This is a genomic window from Ureibacillus sinduriensis BLB-1 = JCM 15800 (assembly GCF_000772955.1).
Taxonomy (GTDB): Bacteria; Bacillota; Bacilli; order Bacillales_A; family Planococcaceae; genus Ureibacillus; species Ureibacillus sinduriensis.
On record NZ_JPVO01000046.1, the window covers coordinates 16,169 to 35,185 of the forward strand.

18 protein-coding genes and 1 riboswitch are annotated in these 19,017 nt (G+C 39.3%); of the genes, 3 read left to right on the top strand and 15 right to left on the bottom strand.

From position 1 onward, the window contains the following. Nucleotides 1-7: 7 nt before the first annotated feature. From CD33_RS06505 to CD33_RS06520, 4 genes are all read right to left on the bottom strand, one after another. Complete coding sequence (locus tag CD33_RS06505) at nucleotides 8-1,348, bottom strand: TrkH family potassium uptake protein (protein WP_036199266.1); 1,341 nt, start codon at nucleotides 1,346-1,348, stop codon at nucleotides 8-10. A 154-nt stretch (nucleotides 1,349-1,502) separates the two neighbouring features. Then, nucleotides 1,503-1,644: riboswitch (cyclic di-AMP (ydaO/yuaA leader) on the bottom strand. Nucleotides 1,645-1,795: 151 nt separating this feature from the next. Then, complete coding sequence (locus CD33_RS06510; RefSeq protein WP_036199269.1) at nucleotides 1,796-2,149, bottom strand: cupin domain-containing protein; 354 nt, start codon at nucleotides 2,147-2,149, stop codon at nucleotides 1,796-1,798. A 25-nt stretch (nucleotides 2,150-2,174) separates the two neighbouring features. After that, a complete protein-coding gene (locus CD33_RS06515; RefSeq protein ID WP_036199557.1) occupies nucleotides 2,175-2,738 on the bottom strand; it encodes a histidine phosphatase family protein in 564 nt (187 codons plus the stop codon). A 72-nt stretch (nucleotides 2,739-2,810) separates the two neighbouring features. Then, complete coding sequence (locus CD33_RS06520; RefSeq protein ID WP_036199272.1) at nucleotides 2,811-3,185, bottom strand: hypothetical protein; 375 nt, start codon at nucleotides 3,183-3,185, stop codon at nucleotides 2,811-2,813. Between the two features lie 437 nt (nucleotides 3,186-3,622). Here CD33_RS06520 and CD33_RS06525 point away from each other — a divergent pair, with 437 nt between their 5' ends. Next, complete coding sequence (locus tag CD33_RS06525) at nucleotides 3,623-5,599, top strand: methyl-accepting chemotaxis protein (RefSeq protein WP_036199274.1); 1,977 nt, start codon at nucleotides 3,623-3,625, stop codon at nucleotides 5,597-5,599. A gap of 336 nt (nucleotides 5,600-5,935) precedes the next feature. Here CD33_RS06525 and CD33_RS06530 read toward each other — a convergent pair whose 3' ends face one another. From CD33_RS06530 to CD33_RS06570, 9 genes are all read right to left on the bottom strand, one after another. Then, nucleotides 5,936-6,247: a hypothetical protein gene (locus CD33_RS06530; RefSeq protein ID WP_036199276.1), complete on the bottom strand. Its 312-nt coding sequence runs from the start codon at nucleotides 6,245-6,247 to the stop codon at nucleotides 5,936-5,938. A 295-nt stretch (nucleotides 6,248-6,542) separates the two neighbouring features. Further along, complete coding sequence (locus CD33_RS06535; protein ID WP_036199277.1) at nucleotides 6,543-7,646, bottom strand: hypothetical protein; 1,104 nt, start codon at nucleotides 7,644-7,646, stop codon at nucleotides 6,543-6,545. A 537-nt stretch (nucleotides 7,647-8,183) separates the two neighbouring features. Beyond that, nucleotides 8,184-8,825, bottom strand: a complete 642-nt coding sequence (locus tag CD33_RS06540; RefSeq protein ID WP_036199279.1) for a malonate decarboxylase holo-ACP synthase — start codon at nucleotides 8,823-8,825, stop codon at nucleotides 8,184-8,186. Beyond that, nucleotides 8,816-10,501: a biotin-independent malonate decarboxylase subunit beta gene (gene mdcD / locus CD33_RS06545; protein WP_036199281.1), complete on the bottom strand. Its 1,686-nt coding sequence runs from the start codon at nucleotides 10,499-10,501 to the stop codon at nucleotides 8,816-8,818. Before mdcD ends, CD33_RS06540 begins: the two co-directional genes overlap by 10 nt. Next, on the bottom strand, nucleotides 10,482-10,790 hold the full coding sequence (locus tag CD33_RS06550) for a malonate decarboxylase subunit delta (RefSeq protein ID WP_036199283.1): 309 nt from the start codon (nucleotides 10,788-10,790) through the stop codon (nucleotides 10,482-10,484). Before CD33_RS06550 ends, mdcD begins: the two co-directional genes overlap by 20 nt. Before the next feature lie 18 nt (nucleotides 10,791-10,808). Further along, nucleotides 10,809-11,654, bottom strand: a complete 846-nt coding sequence (locus CD33_RS06555; RefSeq protein WP_052130064.1) for a triphosphoribosyl-dephospho-CoA synthase — start codon at nucleotides 11,652-11,654, stop codon at nucleotides 10,809-10,811. A 19-nt stretch (nucleotides 11,655-11,673) separates the two neighbouring features. Beyond that, nucleotides 11,674-13,332, bottom strand: a complete 1,659-nt coding sequence (gene mdcA, locus CD33_RS06560; RefSeq protein ID WP_036199285.1) for a malonate decarboxylase subunit alpha — start codon at nucleotides 13,330-13,332, stop codon at nucleotides 11,674-11,676. 15 nt (nucleotides 13,333-13,347) lie between these two features. Then, complete coding sequence (locus CD33_RS06565) at nucleotides 13,348-14,268, bottom strand: ACP S-malonyltransferase (protein ID WP_036199287.1); 921 nt, start codon at nucleotides 14,266-14,268, stop codon at nucleotides 13,348-13,350. Nucleotides 14,269-14,281: 13 nt separating this feature from the next. Continuing rightward, nucleotides 14,282-14,935, bottom strand: a complete 654-nt coding sequence (locus tag CD33_RS06570; RefSeq protein WP_036199560.1) for a GntR family transcriptional regulator — start codon at nucleotides 14,933-14,935, stop codon at nucleotides 14,282-14,284. Between the two features lie 235 nt (nucleotides 14,936-15,170). Here CD33_RS06570 and madL point away from each other — a divergent pair, with 235 nt between their 5' ends. Then, nucleotides 15,171-15,575, top strand: coding sequence for a malonate transporter subunit MadL (gene madL / locus CD33_RS06575; protein WP_036199289.1), 405 nt, complete (start codon nucleotides 15,171-15,173; stop codon nucleotides 15,573-15,575). Further along, on the top strand, nucleotides 15,568-16,329 hold the full coding sequence (madM, locus tag CD33_RS06580; RefSeq protein ID WP_036199291.1) for a malonate transporter subunit MadM: 762 nt from the start codon (nucleotides 15,568-15,570) through the stop codon (nucleotides 16,327-16,329). Before madL ends, madM begins: the two co-directional genes overlap by 8 nt. Nucleotides 16,330-16,512: 183 nt before the next feature. On the opposite strand, the gene CD33_RS06585 is transcribed toward madM, so the two are convergent. Further along, entirely contained in the window at nucleotides 16,513-16,947 is a 435-nt protein-coding gene (locus CD33_RS06585; protein WP_036199293.1) for a WapI family immunity protein, read from the bottom strand. Between the two features lie 166 nt (nucleotides 16,948-17,113). Continuing rightward, nucleotides 17,114-18,877 carry a methyl-accepting chemotaxis protein gene (locus CD33_RS06590; protein ID WP_036199295.1) on the bottom strand — a complete coding sequence of 588 codons (1,764 nt, stop codon included), beginning with the start codon at nucleotides 18,875-18,877 and terminating at the stop codon, nucleotides 17,114-17,116. Between the last annotated feature and the right edge of the window lie 140 nt (nucleotides 18,878-19,017).

Here is a 19,017-nt window from a genome sequence, read left to right on the forward strand (position 1 = left end):
TCCATGGTTAGCCGATCATCATATTTCCTTTTGGACGTTTATAAGCCTCTTTGGTCCGTCTTTTAGTAATCGCAAACCCAAGCGTTAACGGTCCCAATCTTCCAATAAACATCGTAATAATAATCAAGATTCGCCCGAACGGCGTTAATTCTGGTGTTAGGCCCATGGATAGCCCCACTGTCCCGAATGCTGAGGTTGCTTCGAATAAATACATCATAAAATCATGTCCATGTTCCGTAATACTAAGTAAAAAAGTAACCAGGATGACAACCATCATTCCACTAACAGCAACAGTGAATGCTTTCAATATTGTCTTCTCAATAATTCGGCTTTTAAATATCAGGACATCCTCTTTCCCTTTCAGCTGTGAAAGAACCGTCACCATTAGAACCGCAAAAGTAGTTACTTTTATACCACCCGCTGTAGAACCCGAACCGCCACCGATAAACATAAGGAAGATTGTTAAGAACAGGGTTGCATATGTTAAATCGCCCATGGATAAAGTATTTGCACCTGCTGTTCTAGGAGTTACACTATGAAAAATGGAACCTAGTATTTTCCCTCCCATATTTAAAGGACCAAGCGTTTTATCGTTTCCATACTCGAATAAGAAAATTAGGATGGATGCTCCTACAAGCAAGAATACCGTTGTTGTCAGGACAACTTTTGTATGAAGTGAAATCTTGTGTGTTTCACGGTATTCGTATAACTCATTGATGACAACAAATCCGAGACCGCCAATAATAATGAGCGTACATATAGTTAACACAACAAATGGATCATCTACATATCCTGTTAAGCTATTGAAATCTCCGAATATATCAAATCCTGCATTATTAAAAATAGAAATACTATGGAATATCCCAAAATAAATCGCCTCACCAATTTGCATATCAAATGCAAAGCGAATGGCTAATAAAGAAGCCCCAATACTTTCTGCAATCACTGTAAAGAACAAAATCCTCTTCACTAACTTCACAATGCCGGCAGTAGAAGTTGCATTATATGCTTCCTTTAAAAGCAATCTTTCTTTTAGTGAGATCTTTTTGCCCAACAATGTAAATAAAAACGTCGCAAAGGTCATAAACCCTAGACCACCAATTTGGATAAGTGCCAATATGACAATTTCCCCAAACATTGAAAAGGTATCGCCAGTATCAACTACAACTAAACCTGTAACACAAGTTGCCGATGTAGCAGTAAATAGAGCATCTAAAAATGATAAGCCAGTACCATTGGCTGTAGCTATAGGTAGTGTTAACAAGAATGCTCCAACGAAGATGACTACAGCAAAACCGAGCACTAATATTTTAGAAGGATTAAGCCCTTCCAAAAGTATATTTTTCATGGTTATTCTCCCCGATTTAAATAAAACCCAATTCTAACTACATAGCTTTTTCTCTTAAATCCTTGTTTTTGGCATAATAAAAAACCGCATTTAAAACAAGTTGCTTTTTGTTGGATTATCAACAAAAAGGCTCCTTGAATTAGGCGGTCAATAAGACCTCCTTCGCTTTAGCCGACGAAGTTAGCTGACGGGTAGGATGGCGAAGAAGCTTAAAATCATCCCTTCTGCATTTGCAGAATTAACCCCAAAAAGATTGGGTCCTCCGTTCTCGTTACGAGATTTGGCCATTTATTATTTGATTTCGGATTCATTCTACTCCTCACTACATGACTTGTAAATATAAAAATAAATATTTTAAGAGGGTTGATTTCCGTATTAAGAAGATTTTTAAATCAAGACATTTGGTCACTTATTTTATGTATTACCTTAATCATGGCCTTCTCTCTATCATTTCAATTTCATGAAGGCTGATGGATTCAATCCGTCACTTTCAATGACGATGGCTGTCAATCCTGTTTCCGACTTTGTTTCATGCCATTCACCTTTAGCCCAGAATACTGCATCACCTGATTGGACTCTAACGTATTCATCATTTTCCCCACGCACATGACCTTCCCCATTCAATACTAATAACAGCTGTGGAACAACAGCTTGATGATAACCAACAAGACCATTTTTATCCAAATACATACAACCAATATGAGCAGCCTCATCTGTTTGTATTATTCGGGACATAACAAAATTCGAATTGAACTTGGTAATTTGCTTTCCATTTTCTTTGTTAAAACTATAAAACTCCATTATATAGCAGCTCCTTTTAAATAATTTATCTGGTGCTATCCCAAATCCTTTTAACATCTAGCAAATTTTTATTTTCAAAAGTTAATTTATAGATATCTGGCATATCAAGGTTTTTCCAGAAATTAAAATCAAATTTCTTATCAAAGTGATTCATGATGAGTACCATTATGTTTCCATGAGTGCCGATCGCTATATTTTTCCCTTCATAGCTTTCGAGTACATTTCCAATAGCCATAATGCCACAGTTTTGGGCAACATGATTAGACTCCCCTCCAGGCAGCGAAAAAGCCGGATTCTCCCAAACTCTCGTTATTGCTTGGGTAAAGTTCTCAACAGGTTCTAAAGATAGTGTGCGTTCCTTGAAACCAGCTTCCAATATAACTTCCTTCTCAAGCTTCACACCGAGAGGCTCCACCGATTGGATTGCTCTTTTATAGGGGCTAGCTATAATAATGTCAATATTTTCTTTCGCTAGAACTTCGCTAATTCTTTCTGCGTCAGCAAGCCCCTTAACAGACAAAGGTCTACCTACTTCATCCGGTGTATATGTAGAATGAGCATGTCGTACGAAATATACATTTGTTAGCAAGACTTTCAGCTCCTTCAAAATATCATTCAGCCGATTCAATATAGGAAGTGTTACTTCCTAGCGACTCCTCCTTTATATGTCGGTAATATTCATGCAGCTTGCTTCCTCATCCAATACAAACCCATAAATCACATTTGGTTCCTCTTGAAATGATACTTCCACTAAAAAATCATATGGAAAACTATAAAAATTAATATCTTTCTTCATTGTCCATTCTTCTGTTGGATACCGTATTGCCAGTTGATTTTCAACCTCCGCTAGGAATTCTTCATATTTTTTCTCTTTGATTAACGGTGCTGTTATTATAATGGCGGCATATACAATCGTATAGGCTAACATAATCGCAATGCTCCATTTACGATACGCTTTTTTTATGAGCAATGTAATGATTAATAGTACAATTAAGCCATTAACAAATACGATATAACGAAAAGATTCGTATTCCATGAAAACCTCCTCTAATAAAAGATACTGCTTCAAAAAAATTTAACAGTGAATAGAAAAATGCTGAAAAGCTCCTACTCTTAACCGCATGACTCCCTCTACATATATGAATATGGAGAACACATTCCTCCCTAATTGCCATCTTATGAAATAAATGACTATCTCAAATATTCTAATAATACTTCAACTTAGACTAATGATTTTCCTGTCCTTCTTTGGCGTAAACCATTCCGATTTTAAACTTGCCAAATACCTTCTATCTTTCTTATATCCTTTTATTGGTTGTTATACCAGTAACATTCCGACATCTCCGCCATTTATATTAAAAATCAATACTAAGAATTCTTCTTTTTGAACCGATATACTAATAACGGGTAGTTTATTGAGTTAAAACTCCGTCTCCTACCCTGCGAAATTGTAAACAGAGGGGAATTAGTAACATGAGGAAACTAAAATTACCTAAAATAGGAAATCTTAAGCCGAAGTTGATATTTGCGTTTGCTTTTATATTGATCCTTCCTTCAATAATAATTGGTACACGATCATATATGGCCGCAAAAGATGCTATCTCCACCGATCTTCTAGATGGTATTGAAGATAATTTAGAAGTATTAAACATGTCGATCGATAACGCCATTAAACCGAAAATTCATGATATCGGCAAGATAACGGACCAATTCAATGAAGCCAGTTTACAAAAAGAAAACACAAAACAAATTGAAGATTACTTAGAACAATATACTGAATTACATCCAGAAGTGGAGTCTATCTATATAGGTCTTGCTGATGGTTCTCTTATTATTCCAAATGCAGATGTCGGGGCAGATTTCGACGCCACAGAAAGAACTTGGTTCAAGGAAGCAGTTGCCCAGAAAGGAAACGCAATTATTTCCGACCCATATGTATCTGTCACAACTAATGATGTTGTTGTGGCTATCTCTCAAACTACTAGTGACGGGAAGAATGTAATTGGAATCGATTTGAAGCTGAGTTATCTTCAAGAGCTAGCGCAAATCATCAACATCGGTCAAGATGGTTATGCACTTATTCTGGACAAAAACGGAAAATTCATTGTCCATCCTGAAAACGAAGCAGGAACGGATGCAAAAGAATCATTTTATCAAAATATGTATAGCGATCAAGCCGGTAACTTCGATTACGAATTAAATGGCCAGCCAAAGGTAATGGGTTATACAACAAATGAGCTGACAGGCTGGAAAGTTGCCGGAAATTTGTACACTTCCGAAATTAGCAAAGCGGCCTCTCCTATCCTAAATGCAACTTTGGCAGTCATAGTGATTGCTCTTATTATTGGTGCAGTGATCGTTTATTTTATTATCCGTTCGATTGTCACACCAATAAAAGACTTGAAGGAAAAAGCAATAACGATCAGCAATGGCGATCTTACACAGTCCATCGAAGTAAGAACAACGGATGAGATTGGCGAATTGGGACAAGCCTTCATCAGTATGCAAGACAATTTAAAAACACTTTTACACAATATTGAACAGAATGCAGAGCAAGTCGCCTCTTCAGCAGAACAATTATCAGCAAGTTCCGAAGAAACGACGGCAGTGACGGAGCAGGTTTCCACATCAATCCAGCATGTATCAGCTAGTGTAGAAAAGCAAAAAGATAGTGTAGAGGCAAGTGTGCTTGCTTTAAATGAGATATCTGATGGCGCCACTCATATCTCCAACTTTTCTCAAGAAGTAACAGAACTTACCCAAGAGGCAACCAAACAGGCACTGGAAGGTGGCGAATCCGTTGGGAAAATCGTCAACCAAATGGAATCCATTCACGACTCTGTCTTGGAATCCAACAAAATGATTCATTCTTTAACGGATCGCTCTAAACAAGTAGATTCGATTTTAAAAATCATTACTGGTATTGCCGAACAAACCAACCTTCTGTCCTTAAATGCTTCGATTGAAGCTGCTAGAGCTGGGGAGCATGGAAAAGGCTTTGCGGTCGTAGCGAATGAAGTAAAAAAATTGGCCGAACAATCGAGGGAATCTGCGAAAGATATTCATGACATTATCTCAGCAATACAAAACGATACGGAAAATACAGTGAAAATCATGTCCCAAGTTACACAAGAAGTAAATAATGGCATGAACATTTCAAATGAGGCCGTAACGAAATTTTATGGAATTATCGATACGATGAATCGAGTAACCCCCCAGATGGAAGAAGTCTCTGCAACTGTACAACAAGTGTCCGCTTCAATACACGAAACTACAGATCGTGTAAATGAAAATGCACTACTGGCTCAAGGAAATGCCGCAGCATCGGAAGAGGTGGCTGCATCGGCAGAACAGCAACTTGCAGCTATGGAGGAAATTTCAGCTTCAGCTCATGCATTAACGAAAATGGCGGAAGAACTGCAAATCCTCATTTCCAAATACAAGTATTAATTATCAATCAAACACAGTTGTGGTCAGGAATGGCCAGGACAAACGAGCAATACCCTTCTCAATTTGGAGAATGGTATTGTTTTTGTTCTTGTATGAAATAGTAGTACTCTTTCTTATTTTGGAACCCTTCCCCTACCAAATATGTTTAAACAAACGGATTAACCATCTTGGTATAAACAATAGGAGGTTCCCTGCCACTTCTAATAAGATCGAACCCTTAATTTCGTTTATCAATTCTTTTAAAAGCGATCTGCTTCTCTTCTTTCTTTTTTTAAGTCCCATTTTCTGCCCCTGATTCCCGACATTGCATAACTTACAAGATGTATGTTGTAAAAATTAAGCATTCATTTCAAGATTAGGAAGTCCACAATAACTGCAAAAGCTATCTTTAATACCTATTACTTTTTCGCAATGGTTGCATCGCTTGTGGTCATCACCGCTTAATTTAATGTAGTCGATGTTTTCTTCGCTATCCTCACTTATCGTTGAAGGAACAGGCTTTGGATTTTGCCTCTTTTCTCCCTTTTTTCCCTTTTCTCTAGTGCCGCTTGCATCGCTTGGTTCGGCTTTATCATTTCTTTCTTTTATAAAAGTCCAGATAATACTAATTATAAAAAATAGCAATATTATGATATCAAGTATTCCCATTTCTATCTCCGTCATCCTTGCTAGCATTTATTTCTTAGGATGTAGCTATCACGCTGCATTTATTCACTTAACGTTGCTATCCATCCCAATTTATATCTTCAAAAATGGTCACGTAATTCACGAGGTGGTGATGAAGAAAAACTCCGGGGACAAGTGATGGGAAACGTCACTCTTCATCCAAAATTGAGAGTGTTCCTTAGATATTTTAAAAATACGAAAAAGACTGCAGACAAGCCAAATGGTGCATTGAGCTTGTCTACAGTCTGAACTTTGCTTATCAACTCGAAAATCGCGATTAAATACCGCTATTTGTTAAAGCTGCTTCTTCCAATTCTAACAACTTTTCGAATGGGAGAACATTTTCGCCAGATGGAATTCCGATTTTAAAATCGAATTTTTCATTTACATTCGATTTTGTTTGAACGGACGACAACTTAAGCGTAAAGGCCTCTTCTTCTTCTACAAGTATCGTAAAATCGATTGTTCCTTCATCATAGCTAATATAGTTATCTTCCGTTATAACTATAATCTCCTCTAGCTTATTAATTTTCAGGAATTTATTAAACTCTGCAACCACTTCATCAACATTGATTTCTTCTGATGAAAGTGATTCTTTCAATAATTTTACATCTTCAGCAGTTAAGCCTAAAGCTTCTACATACTCAGGCTTCTCCAATAATTCAACAAACTTAGGAAGCATATCATTTAGTAGAGTATCGATAAACGGTTTGATTGTTTCATTTGTTAATTCGAATTTAATGACCTTATCTGCTTCTATTCCCTCAGGAATCTCCACAGTACTTGGATCTACTTCTTTATAGAAATCTTTCCCTAGTAATTCGACGAATAGATTCATAATATCTGAATTCATCTTCATTTGTAAATCATAATCAAGAGCAGTAGCTGGCTCCCCTGAAAGTTCGGCTAATTCCGATAGATCAAACTCAATGAATTTCCCATTTAATTCTTCAGGCATTGGTAATAGAGGAGACTGTGGAAGCTTGATCCACATTTTCTCTTGAGTCATAACCATTGGTATAGATAATTTCGTTTCAACATCACCTTTTAAAGTAAGGTCGATTGTAGCTTCCAGTTGCATTGGGTCTTTTTTGTAAGCACCAGAAATATCTATTTGTATATCTTTTAACATTTCAAATACCACAGCAACTTCCGGCTCAAATTCTTCTGTTTCAGGTAAAATTAATCCCAGATTAATGTTTCCGTCAAATTTGTACGAATCTAAATTTTGTTCATTAGCATAAACTTCTTTCAATAAATCAATTAGTGACTGACTTGAATCTGCAACATCCTTAGATGATGCAGCATTGGCTTGCGAAAATGGCAATGCCACAATTAGTAGAAGTGCTAGTAAAATTGATGCAAATCTAGTTTTCTTCATAATACGCCCTCTTTCCTTGAAATATATTACATTACATACAAATTATATCATAGATTCTCAATAATTATGTTAACATTTACCAAATAAAGAAAATAGTACTTAACAGCGATGAGCTATCTGGATATAAAGAGCTAATTCCCTCTTAATCCTCAATAAAAATCCTGTAGGGTTTCGCTTTTTTGTTTGACATTACAATAGGATGATGGATAATTAAATAGAATATAAAAGAAGAAAAATTAGAAAGAATTGAAGGAGAGATTCGATGTTTGACCAAGTTGCGATTTTTATTTTAGAGGCCCTAACTGTCTTAACTGCAGTAGTTATAGTGTTTGGAATCCCGCTTGCAGATACAATGCTACGCAAAAAGTAAAATCATTATAGATTCAACCAAAAGCCCCATTTTTCGAGTAGAAAAACGGGCTTTTTTACGTTGTGCGAATGATCCCTTCTATCCTGCTCTCTTTCTTCATTATCTACCGACTTACTAATTCATTGAAAAGAGGTGCCCTTAGTTGAGCACCCCTTTCACTAATAGCATTAACCTATTTCACTACTAACTCCCAGCTTGATTCGATTGTTTTCTATCGTACTTAAATGAGGGCCGAACTTGGTTCTTACAATAAAACCTGTTTTATTATATTTCAAATAATCATTCAGCAAGAATGCCCCTATAGAGGGTAGTTCTACTTGCACATCTATCCGTCGATCTAAACCGTCCAAGAAATTGCCCAATTTCACCAGTAATTCTGTTTCTATTTCATTTAAGTAGAGGCAAATGTCAATGTCGCTACTAGGTGTTGTTGCCTGAATGGAAGTGGCAATCTCGAATCCTACACTCCCTGTTGGTCCCCATGCTAGTTTGTACTTTTTGAATTCTTCTTTAATACTTAACAATGCAGGGAAATATAACCGATCAGCGAGCCTCTCCACTCGCCCCACTAACGAGATCGGGGAAATCACCTGTATTATATTTCTTTCATGGATAAAGGCCCCGTATCGCTGCTCCCTCTTATTACCGCGCAACCCGATTGGAACAATTTTGTCGGTAATAGGCATCCTTCTAACGACACCGAAATTTTTGGCCGTCGGTGCATCTTTCACCCAGCCGGGTTGATCAATAGTGTTTTCAATATCACTCATTGCTTCAAATCGCACGATATCATGTACTTTTATCTCCATTGCAAATCAATCATTTCACGAACTTGAATCGATGCTTTTCTACCGGAAGATCGAGCGATATCGGATTTTAAACGACTCGATAAATCTCTCGCCGAGTCACTTTTTATATCATTATACGCTTCGATAACGGCACTTTCCAATATATCCCTATCTTCAGGATTTGGTTCTTTTGCATTTACCCCATCAAGCAATTTGAACAGTGCTCCCAGTTTTTCAAATGACTGAATATCATAAGCCATGGACGGCACTTCTTTCGCAGCCTCATCCAGTTCTTCAATAGTTCGCTGCGTAATGATTGCAGCGGACTTTTTTGACATTACATGGACATTCACCCCGTCGTCATTCAACGCTATTAAACGATTGGCCTGCATTCCATGAGAAAGGAAAGCACCGGAAATAGCATTTCCCACCAGTGTTGCAACCACTGGGTGCCCTGCCAAACGTGCCGTGGCATAGGCATCGACAGCAGCCGAACAAGACAGATAGATGCCGAATAACTCTTCATGATAGCCAAATGCTTGGCTAGGTACATCAACGATTGGTATGATTAAACGTTTTTCCGTTAAGTCTTTGTCTTCCTCGATAGCTTGACGAACATATTTTGCAATTGTCCATCCTTCCAGCAAGCCCACTTCTCCGTTACGCGCACGGTAGTATTTGCTGTCTGGGTTTGGTACAACGGCTATTAACCGGGCATTCACTCCTGAAATGATCGTATCCGCCACTAATACAGATGGCACCTCGCTGATAGAATGTTGACCGTTCGCCAACAAATCAAACCATCTGCTACCGGTACTCTTCACATCCCCCATAGGAGTGGGTAACTCTATATCCATATTCACGGTTTTTGAATTTAAGTACTCTTTTGCCTGTTCTGGCATGATTTTCTTTTCGATATCCAATGTTTTGAATAATGACAAGTAGTTTTGGATTTGTTTTGTCCGATGTTGAAGTCGAATCTCTCCGCTCCAAATGTTCTTTATTGCCTCTTTATAATTTGGAATATCATCCTCAACGATAACATCTGCAAGTGCTGATTCATGTCGAATTGCCCCACCGATCATTTTCCAGATCAATTGTTTATTCCTTGAATCCAGCTCCCGTATTCCTGCCTCTTGTTCAATTACTTCCGGACCGTTCATTCCTAAACGTCCTTCACGTGTCATGATCAACGCACTACACAATCCTGCAGTTAAGGACATTCCACCAAATGAGCCCACCTTGCCGGGGATAATTCCTATCACCGGAACATATTCGCGTAACGCAACGATTGCAGCACTTATCTCGGCAATGGACAGTAAGCCATAATTCGCTTCTTGCAGTCGCACACCGCCCGTATCATAAATGATCACCGGGTGAATCTTATTGCCCTTCTCGCACTCCTTGATTAGCTTTTCCAGTGTACCTGCCAGTTTGGCACCCGAAACTTCCCCGATGCCGCCCCCTTGGAAATTTCCTTCAATCGAGATGATGACTGTTTGTTGTCCATTTAAGGTACCTTTCACAATAATCATGCCATCATCGAACTGTGGCACAATGTTTTGAGCGACTAAGTGTGGCGACTCTATCCCATCGAGAGGCCCCAAAATTTCATACGCGCTCCCCTTGTCCAATAATTGAAATGCCCTTTCGCGTGCCAAGCTTTCTACTAAACTCTCAGTTATGATTTGCGCCAATTTTACTCACCTCCACTGCTTGTGCTAAACGGATCGATACCACTCCCGGTGTTGCCCCAAAATCATTAATCCTAATACGTGCCGAAATATCATTTTGACTAACGAACCGCTCGACAACTTTTTTCCATGTATCTTGAAATCCTGTAATACCTGTACGAATTTCAACGATTGTTTTCTTCTCATTGGACGGTTCAATCAATATTTCTAAATCCCCGGAACCAACAACACCAACATGTGCCGGTTGTTCAATCATTTTTGATGCCGGAAATGAATAAGTTAATTTTTCCACAATATCGCTTCCCTTCGATTAATGAATTGTAGCAAGTTCCATATCTTTCGATAATCTCATTTGAGAAATTTTATATAAATAGATGGTTGCCGCCAGTAAATCCGCACTTCCTCCAGGAGATAAATTCCGCCAAATAAATTCCTCATTCATCGATTCTAGTTCATCCAAGTTGCCGCTTTCTAAAACCGTAGTTGCATATTGTTTCGCGTAATCCAAACCTTCTATCCCACCTCTGTGCAGGAGACAGGTGTCATCCAAGTTAGCCATTAGTGCTAAAAATGAACGAAATTTCGCCACTTCGTAGTTATATTGAATTAAAGAGGTTTTGAAGATTGGCATGCTGACAGTGCGAATGTGAGGGAATGCCAATTGTGCCTCTACTTTTGCGCCGTTTACGCCGTATTTATTGATAGCTTTTATCCCATTGGTTAGCTGGGGCGGGATATACCGATCATCGAATCTTGCAATCTCCCCTGCAGTAAAGCAAAGTGCCAGTTCATCACACTCCCCTTTATGAATTGCTGCTGAGGCCGTTAATAAACCAAGCGACCAAATAGCTCCTTTATGTGTGTTGACACCATTTGTTACTTGAAACATGGTGTTTTCCCCTTCACGACCAATCTCGCCAATCTTTTCCCGTAAAGATTGGGATGGCCTTTCTCCATAGGCGGCCATTGCCATTTTGGAGAAGGTCTCATGCAGGCAGTTTGCGGATTTTACCATGGTTGCATAGTCCAAATCATTATGTGAGCCTTGATCATTTAGGTCGACAAGCCCCGGTTTCGGTGTAAGCGACACTTCTTCAACAAGCGAGGCTACTGCTAAATCCGCCAAGGTAGATGAAAAAATATGTGCATCTTGCAATCTCCTTTCCTCCTTTACACTACCAACTACGGAATTTTGCAGGTGGCGAGTACAAGCCGCCCGACCATTGAACGAGTTCATCTATATTTTTGGCTGCAAGCAAAGATCGTTTCGCTTCCGAACGGCGTATACCTAAATCTTCCGGAAGGGCGATCATTCCTTGTTCGCGTAGACGTTCAGTAGTTTTAGGATTATGCTCCATACCGATTGGCGTAATTCCCGCGATTGAGGCAATCATTTCCCTTCTTTGTGCTATACTGTCGGATTTATATAAATAGGCAATTCCTTCTTCGGTCACGATATGTGTTACGTCTTCTCCATAAATCATTACCGGTGCAACCGCTAGTTTAGCTTGATCTTTTACACTGATGGCATCGAGTGATTCAACAAAAACTGGCTTATTCGCTTCCTGGAATGTTTCAGCCACTTGTACTACCAGCTTTTTACCACGTGCCAACGGATCGTCGGAAGTCTTCAAATCAAACCAAGCATCAGTGGAATGTCTTCGTCCTCCTGGGTTATGCCCCATATTCGGCGCTCCGCCATAGCCGGCAACCCGACCTTTTGTTACCGTCGATGAATTTCCTAGGCCGTCCATCTGCAAAGTGGAACCGATAAATAAATCAACGGCATACTGGCCAGCCAATTGTGCCAGGGTCCGATTCGAACGCAGGCTGCCATCCTTCCCTGTAAAGAAGATGTCCCTTCGTGCTTCCACATACTTTTCCATTCCAAGCTCCCCGCCGAAGGCATAGACACTCTCCACCCATCCGGATTCGATAGCCGGGATAAGTGTGGGATGAGGATTCAACACCCAATTTGTACATATCTTCCCTTTCAGTCCCAAAGACTCTCCATAAGTAGGCAATAATAATTCCACGGCCGCTGTATTAAACCCAATACCATGGTTTAGTGATTTTACACCGTGTTTTTCATAGATGCCTCGGATGATCATCATTGCCTGTAAAATTTGGATATCTGTAATATGTCGTGGATCTCTTGTAAATAATGGTTCAAGCTCGTAAGGCTGATCTGCTACAACTATAAAATCGATCCAGGAACTTGGAATGTCTACGCGAGGCAGCTCATCCACAATTTCATTTACTTGAGCAATGACGATTCCGTCGCGGAAAGCTGCCGCTTCCACGATAGTAGGTGTTTCTTCGGTATTCGGACCTGTATATAGATTCCCGTTGCTATCGGCCTTATCCGCCGCGACCAACGCTACATTGGGGATTAAATCTACAAATAGCCTCCCATAAAGCTCAATATAAGTATGCAAGTCTCCCAATTCTATTTTTCCATCCTCTATCATGTGGGAAATTCGAAGACTCTGTGGACCTGCATAAGAAAAGTCTACTTTTTTTGCGATTCCATATTCAAAAACGTCCAAATGTTCCGGTCTTGAAATGCTGGACATAATCATATGCAAATCATGGACCTTTTGTGGGTCTACTTGCACCAATGATTGAGATAAGAAGGAAGCCTGTTTTTGGTTATTTCCTTCCAACACTACGCGATCACCCGTTTTAATCAATCGCTCCAGAACCTCTACAATTCGGTCGGTCGGGATAATTACCCCATCAACCAATCCCTTTACACTTTCTAGTCTTTTTTTCTTCGCTTCAACTCTAGTTGTCCATGATTTAGCTGTTTCGCCCACGTCTTTCAAAACCATTCTATACACCCCTGTTTATGAATTTGACAATATATAAAAACAATCCTCAATACTATTTTTAGCGATAGACATCGTCCGAACATCCGGGAAAGCTTGTTGAGCTAACTTGCTCAACACTTCACCCGGCGGCATTTCGATAAATAACTTAGTGCCGGATTCGTATAGTACATTCACTGCATCGTGCCAACGGACCGGGTAACAGATACTTTTTGCCAAGTCTTCCTTTATTGCGTCTGCTTGCATTAATAACCTTGAAGTAATATTGCTGGATATCGGAATTTTCGGTTTTTTTAAGTCGAGCCTATCCAATTCATTGAACAACTCCTCGCTCACCCGCTGGAATAAAGGGCTATGAGAGGGGGTTGAAACGTTCAACAGATGAGCAGATGTTGCCCCGTGGCACTGCACATAATCTATTACTTTTTGTAGTCCTGCTAAAGAACCCGACAATGTAACTTGTGTAGGCGCATTTCGATTGGAAACATAAACCGGTTCACCCGGCAGGAATAGCTTATTTACGATTTTGGATAATGTGTATTCATCAAGCCCTAATACAACAGCCATTCCATAGCCTTCTCCACAAGTGTTTTCCATCAGCTCCCCACGCAAGGTTACTAATCTAAGCCCTTCTTCAAATGTAATGACACCAGAAGCAACGGCAGCACCGAACGCACCTACGGAATGACCGGCTACATAATTTGGCAGGATTCCATTTTTCACGAATACTCTATACGAAGCAACAGATGCAATCAATAGACATTGCTGTACCGCCTTTGTTTTTAGAAGCGCATTTTTGCTATGCAGTGATTGGATTTCCGTATTTAAAATTTCGCTACTTTCTTCCAGCAATTCTTTAACGACAGGATCATCGGGCAAATCATTTAACATTCCTTCATATTGAGAACCTTGACCCGGAAAGAGAAAAGCACTTTTCAATGTATCCCTCCTCTTAGAATAGTGTTTTACTTACATTGAAGATTACATTTTGCGTATGGTGACGCAAAAGTTCAGTGAATTCGCCCATTTCGTTTCTTTTTAAATGTTCATAGATTTTTCGATGTTCTTCTTTGGACTTTTCGATTGTTTCTACTTGGGAAAAGTGAATACCTTGAATTCTTAACAACGGAAAACTAATTTTGCTGTAAACCCCTTCTAACACACTGCTCTCACTGAATTTGATGATTGTATAGTGAAAAGCATAGTTCAATCGAACATATTGTACTTGATTTGTACATTTCTCCAACTCTTTTAATATACTTTTCAGTTCTTCCAGTAAATCTTTCTTTTTATGGGGCTCATGTATTCTTTTTGCCGATAGAAGTTCTATATTGTTTCTGATATCCAACAAGTCTTGTATTTCAGATAATGTATATCCTTTTACAAAAGCACCTTTTCTAGGTATCCTTTCGATCAACCCTTCAGTAGTCAGCATATAAATCGCTTCCCTGATTGGAGAACGGCTAGTATCGAACATTTCCGCATACACGCTCTCTACTATTTTGTCTCCAGGTTTTAAATCTCCATTTAAGATCTGCTCCAAAATTTTCTCTGCAACAATTCTGGATAACGCATTATCTAACGGATAGTTTAAAAAAAATTCCATCCAAGCCACTTCCTTATGCATGATTCAACCTCAAAACGGTCGACTGTATACATTGATAATAAAACAGATAATTGGAAAATTCAATCGTTTTAAACTATTTATTCTGCTTTGCGATAAATTTTTAGTTGATTTATATTTTTTTATATTTTATGATGTTCACAGAATACAGTCGACTGAATATTCTTTCTTTCAGTTCACTACTAAACTAATACTTGATAAAGGGGTGTCGGGGATTATGGTGATTTATGGGGTTGCTATTTTAGCTGGGTGTTTTTTGGTTGGCACAGTTGTCGGGGAATTTATAGGTGCATTGATGGGGGTAGATTCCAATGTGGGGGGCGTTGGGGTTGCCATGCTACTTTTGATCATCGTAGTTGATAGACTAGTCAAGTCCGGAAAGATTGCAGAACCTTCACTGGACGGTTTGAGCTTTTGGAATCAGATGTATATTCCGGTCGTGATTGCAATGGCAGCAAGCCAAAATGTATTGGGTGCTTTAACAGGCGGAGCTTTAGCAATTATAGCGGGAATCGCAGTTGTAGTAATCAGCTGGGCATGTGTCCCTCTCCTCAGTGGAAAACATAAAGAGGAAGAATCTTCTTATTCCAGTAGAGCTTTGAGAGGTGAAGCGGATGCTTGATATGATCAAGAATGTATTTGTTAATAATGGACTGGTTACAGCTTTCCTGGTTGTCGGGATTACAATGTGGGTTGCATATTTCATTTCTGGTAAATTAACAAAAGGCAGAATCCACGGTTCTGCTATTGCCATTGTACTCGGTCTGGTTTTGGCATATATCGGTGGAGTCGTAACGGAAGGCACCAAGGGGATTTCCGATATTAGCTTTTTGTCAGGCATCGGTTTCCTGGGCGGGAGTATGTTACGTGATTTTGCCATTGTAGCCACTTCATTCGGAGCCAATTTTGATGAAGTTAAAAAGGCCGGTTTCCGTGGGGTAATTTCTCTTTTCATCGGTGTGATACTGTCGTTTGTGGTTGGGGCAATTTTCGCCTTTATGTTTGGTTACAAAGATGCAGTGGACATCGCAACAATTGGTGCTGGAACTGCCACATACATTGTTGGTCCAGTAACTGGCGCTGCATTAGGGGCAAGCTCTGAAGTAATTGCAATAAGCATTGCTGCTGGCTTAGTTAAGTCCGTACTAGTAATGGTGGGGACACCATTTATCGCTAGATTTATTGGCTTGAATAACCCGATGACCGCAATGGTTTACGGCGGTTTAATGGGAACTACTTCGGGAGTAGCAGGCGGTCTTGCTGCAACGGATCCAAAATTGGTTCCTTATGGTGCCGTTACCGCGACTTTCTATACAGGATTAGGGTGTTTATTAGCTCCGACCGTATTGTTCCTGTTAACTGATTTAATTTTTTAGAAAAATGAATACAATGATTTTCAATGTCGGTTTGTACAACAAATCGACTTTTTATTTGTGTTTTAAAATACAGCATGGATTTTTCTCCTATTGATTGCTTCTTACCTACTATTCAAACTAAACGATTCACTTTGAAAGGTTCCATTTCTTTTAAGCAATCAGCTTTGTCTTCCCCTTTACTCACTACGGATTTCCAATTACGGGAAAAGCGCTTAATATAGCCTCTAATTCTTTGATTAATTTTTTCAGGTAGGACTGATCCGAGCTGAATTCAAATTTCAATAAAGCTCCATAACCGGCAGGATAGCACGTTTCTCCCAACCACTTCAGTTTTCCTAGGTGATCCATTTCACACTCAAAGAATATTGCATTGTCCAAATTATTCAAAGCCGCCTTTCCTCTTAAATTGCTGTACATTAATTTGAGTCCTTGGAGGAAATCGCTTATTTCGTCAGTTCTCAAAGCAGCATGAAATTGAACAACATACCCCGGGATTTCAACACTAATTTTTGAATCGATCCAGTTTATATCCCAGTAATCTGTCGTATTTGGGTGACTTCTTGTCACCACCTCAATCTCGACCTTTTCAAAATCATCACCTAAAAGATGAAATTTCATATAATCACCTCCATAAGATACTTAACTTATTCAACTATACTGTTTCTTTTATTATATCCTTAAGCCTTGGATAGCTATAATCCATAAATAAAAAGGATACTACAGCCGGAACTTCGGCCATAATACCCTTCAAATGGTACCTTCTTCAGAAATCTTTCATTTGCAACTAGGATAGTTTAAATTGTTGAATTAAATCATTTAATTCTTTTGCCAGTTTTGCAAGTTCCTCCGAATTGGCAGCCACTTCTTCCATTGAGCTGCTCGTTTGCTGGGTAGAAGCGGCAGTTTGTTCCACACCAGCAGCGGATTCTTCTGAGATGGAAGCAATTTCTTCTATAGAGGAGCTCATTTCTTGGCTTGTCGATTTAATCATCGTTAAACTATCACTAACGGTTTGGATGTTTTCAACCATCATTTGGACAGATTCTGTTATCTTATTAAATGTCTCGCCGGTCGTTCTTAGTTGGTCCGTCCCCTTTTCTACTTCCGTATAGCCATTTTGCAAAGAATGGGCAACCTCTGAAGAATCGCTTTGGATTTTTCCGACGATTTGTGTAATATCCGAAACGGAAATGGCCACCTGTTCTGCAAGTTTTTTCACTTCTTCTGCAACAACCGCAAATCCTCTTCCATGTTCTCCGGCACGTGCAGCTTCAATTGCAGCATTCAGAGCAAGTAAATTCGTTTGTTCCGCTACTTCCTTTATAACCGTTACCAGCTTGGAAATTTCATTCGATTGAACATCCAATTGCCGCACCTTTTGAACCGAGTCATGAACAATACGGTCTATACTCGCCATCTGCTCAATCGACTTCGACATTAACTGGGAACCACCTTGCGTCAATTGCAATACTTCATGGGATGATTGATGGATTTTTTCGCCATTCTCATTCGCTTCTTCCACCTTCTCCACATAAGTCCCCATTGCAGAGGAAAGATCGGAAGCATGACTAGCCTGCGACTCCGTGCCCGAAGCAATCTCCTCCATTGTTCTAGCCACTTGCTCCGCACCTATTTTTACTTCATTTGCCGATTGCGTCAATTCCTCGCTATGACCTGTGATCATTTGGGAAGCTTGAGATATATTTTGTATCATACTGCTCAACTTACTTTGCAAGTTATTCAAACCATTTGCCAGCTGGCCTGTCTCATCTTTTAATTTGATGTCTAGTTGGGGGCGTGTTAAATCGCCTTTTGCAATATATTCCATTTGCTCCGTCACTTTTTTGATAGGATTCGAAACACGATTTGCAAACAACCAAATGATCAAAATCCCGATCACCAGTGTAATGCCCATGATGATCACGTTTAATTGAAGTATTTCATTGGCAGGTTGGTTAAAATCAATCAGATATGCACCTGCAACTACTATCCAGCCCCACTCTTCGAAAGCTTTTGAGTAGGTTACTTTTTCTTTAATGACATCTTTGTCGCCTGGAATTGGGAAATAATAATATGTAAAGCCTCCGCCATTCAATCCTTTTTTTATAAATTCCTGTGCGTAGGTCTTGCCGTTTATATCCTGCTTATCCCAAAGATTCGTCCCCTCACTATTCGGGTGGGCAACCATATTTCCATCATTATCCGAGACAAACACATATCCATTCTCGCCTAGATCAAAATTTTTGTTAATCGGTCTTGTATGATCTTCCTGCATTTCGCCTAATAGAGCGACTCTCACTTTCTCTTGTGCATCTTCTAAAGTGAGATCCCCACTCTCAACTTGTTCATTCAGTACATTCATTAATTCGATCGTGTGTTCGACACTATTTTTCAAATTCATTTGCCCAAGTTCATCAAGGCTACCACTACTTTTCTGGTAGCTAAATATACCTAGAACAACCAAAGGAATAATCAGTAGTAAAATAGAAACCGTTAATAGCTTTAATTTAATTGATCGGGTAAATACCCCTTTTCCACTGAATTTCATCAATAAACATCCCCCACCACTTCAATATAGTTAGTATCCATCCTTAGCCTTTTATTACATAATATTCCCTTTCGCTCTTTTTCTGATTATATTCTTACAAGACTTTTAATTCAATAGATTATAATAATTTATGATATTAT

What these genes read in the sequence shown, in the direction of transcription:
- CD33_RS06505 (WP_036199266.1), bottom strand. Translation starts at nt 1,348, where the DNA reads ATGAAAAATATACTTTTGGAAGGGCTTAATCCTTCTAAAATATTAGTG.
- CD33_RS06510 (WP_036199269.1), bottom strand. Translation starts at nt 2,149, where the DNA reads ATGGAGTTTTATAGTTTTAACAAAGAAAATGGAAAGCAAATTACCAAG.
- CD33_RS06520 (WP_036199272.1), bottom strand. Translation starts at nt 3,185, where the DNA reads ATGGAATACGAATCTTTTCGTTATATCGTATTTGTTAATGGCTTAATT.
- CD33_RS06525 (WP_036199274.1), top strand. Translation starts at nt 3,623, where the DNA reads ATGAGGAAACTAAAATTACCTAAAATAGGAAATCTTAAGCCGAAGTTG.
- CD33_RS06530 (WP_036199276.1), bottom strand. Translation starts at nt 6,247, where the DNA reads ATGGGAATACTTGATATCATAATATTGCTATTTTTTATAATTAGTATT.
- CD33_RS06535 (WP_036199277.1), bottom strand. Translation starts at nt 7,646, where the DNA reads ATGAAGAAAACTAGATTTGCATCAATTTTACTAGCACTTCTACTAATT.
- CD33_RS06540 (WP_036199279.1), bottom strand. Translation starts at nt 8,825, where the DNA reads ATGGAGATAAAAGTACATGATATCGTGCGATTTGAAGCAATGAGTGAT.
- mdcA (WP_036199285.1), bottom strand. Translation starts at nt 13,332, where the DNA reads ATGGTTTTGAAAGACGTGGGCGAAACAGCTAAATCATGGACAACTAGA.
- CD33_RS06570 (WP_036199560.1), bottom strand. Translation starts at nt 14,935, where the DNA reads ATGGAATTTTTTTTAAACTATCCGTTAGATAATGCGTTATCCAGAATT.
- madL (WP_036199289.1), top strand. Translation starts at nt 15,171, where the DNA reads ATGGTGATTTATGGGGTTGCTATTTTAGCTGGGTGTTTTTTGGTTGGC.
- madM (WP_036199291.1), top strand. Translation starts at nt 15,568, where the DNA reads ATGCTTGATATGATCAAGAATGTATTTGTTAATAATGGACTGGTTACA.
- CD33_RS06585 (WP_036199293.1), bottom strand. Translation starts at nt 16,947, where the DNA reads ATGAAATTTCATCTTTTAGGTGATGATTTTGAAAAGGTCGAGATTGAG.
- CD33_RS06590 (WP_036199295.1), bottom strand. Translation starts at nt 18,877, where the DNA reads ATGAAATTCAGTGGAAAAGGGGTATTTACCCGATCAATTAAATTAAAG.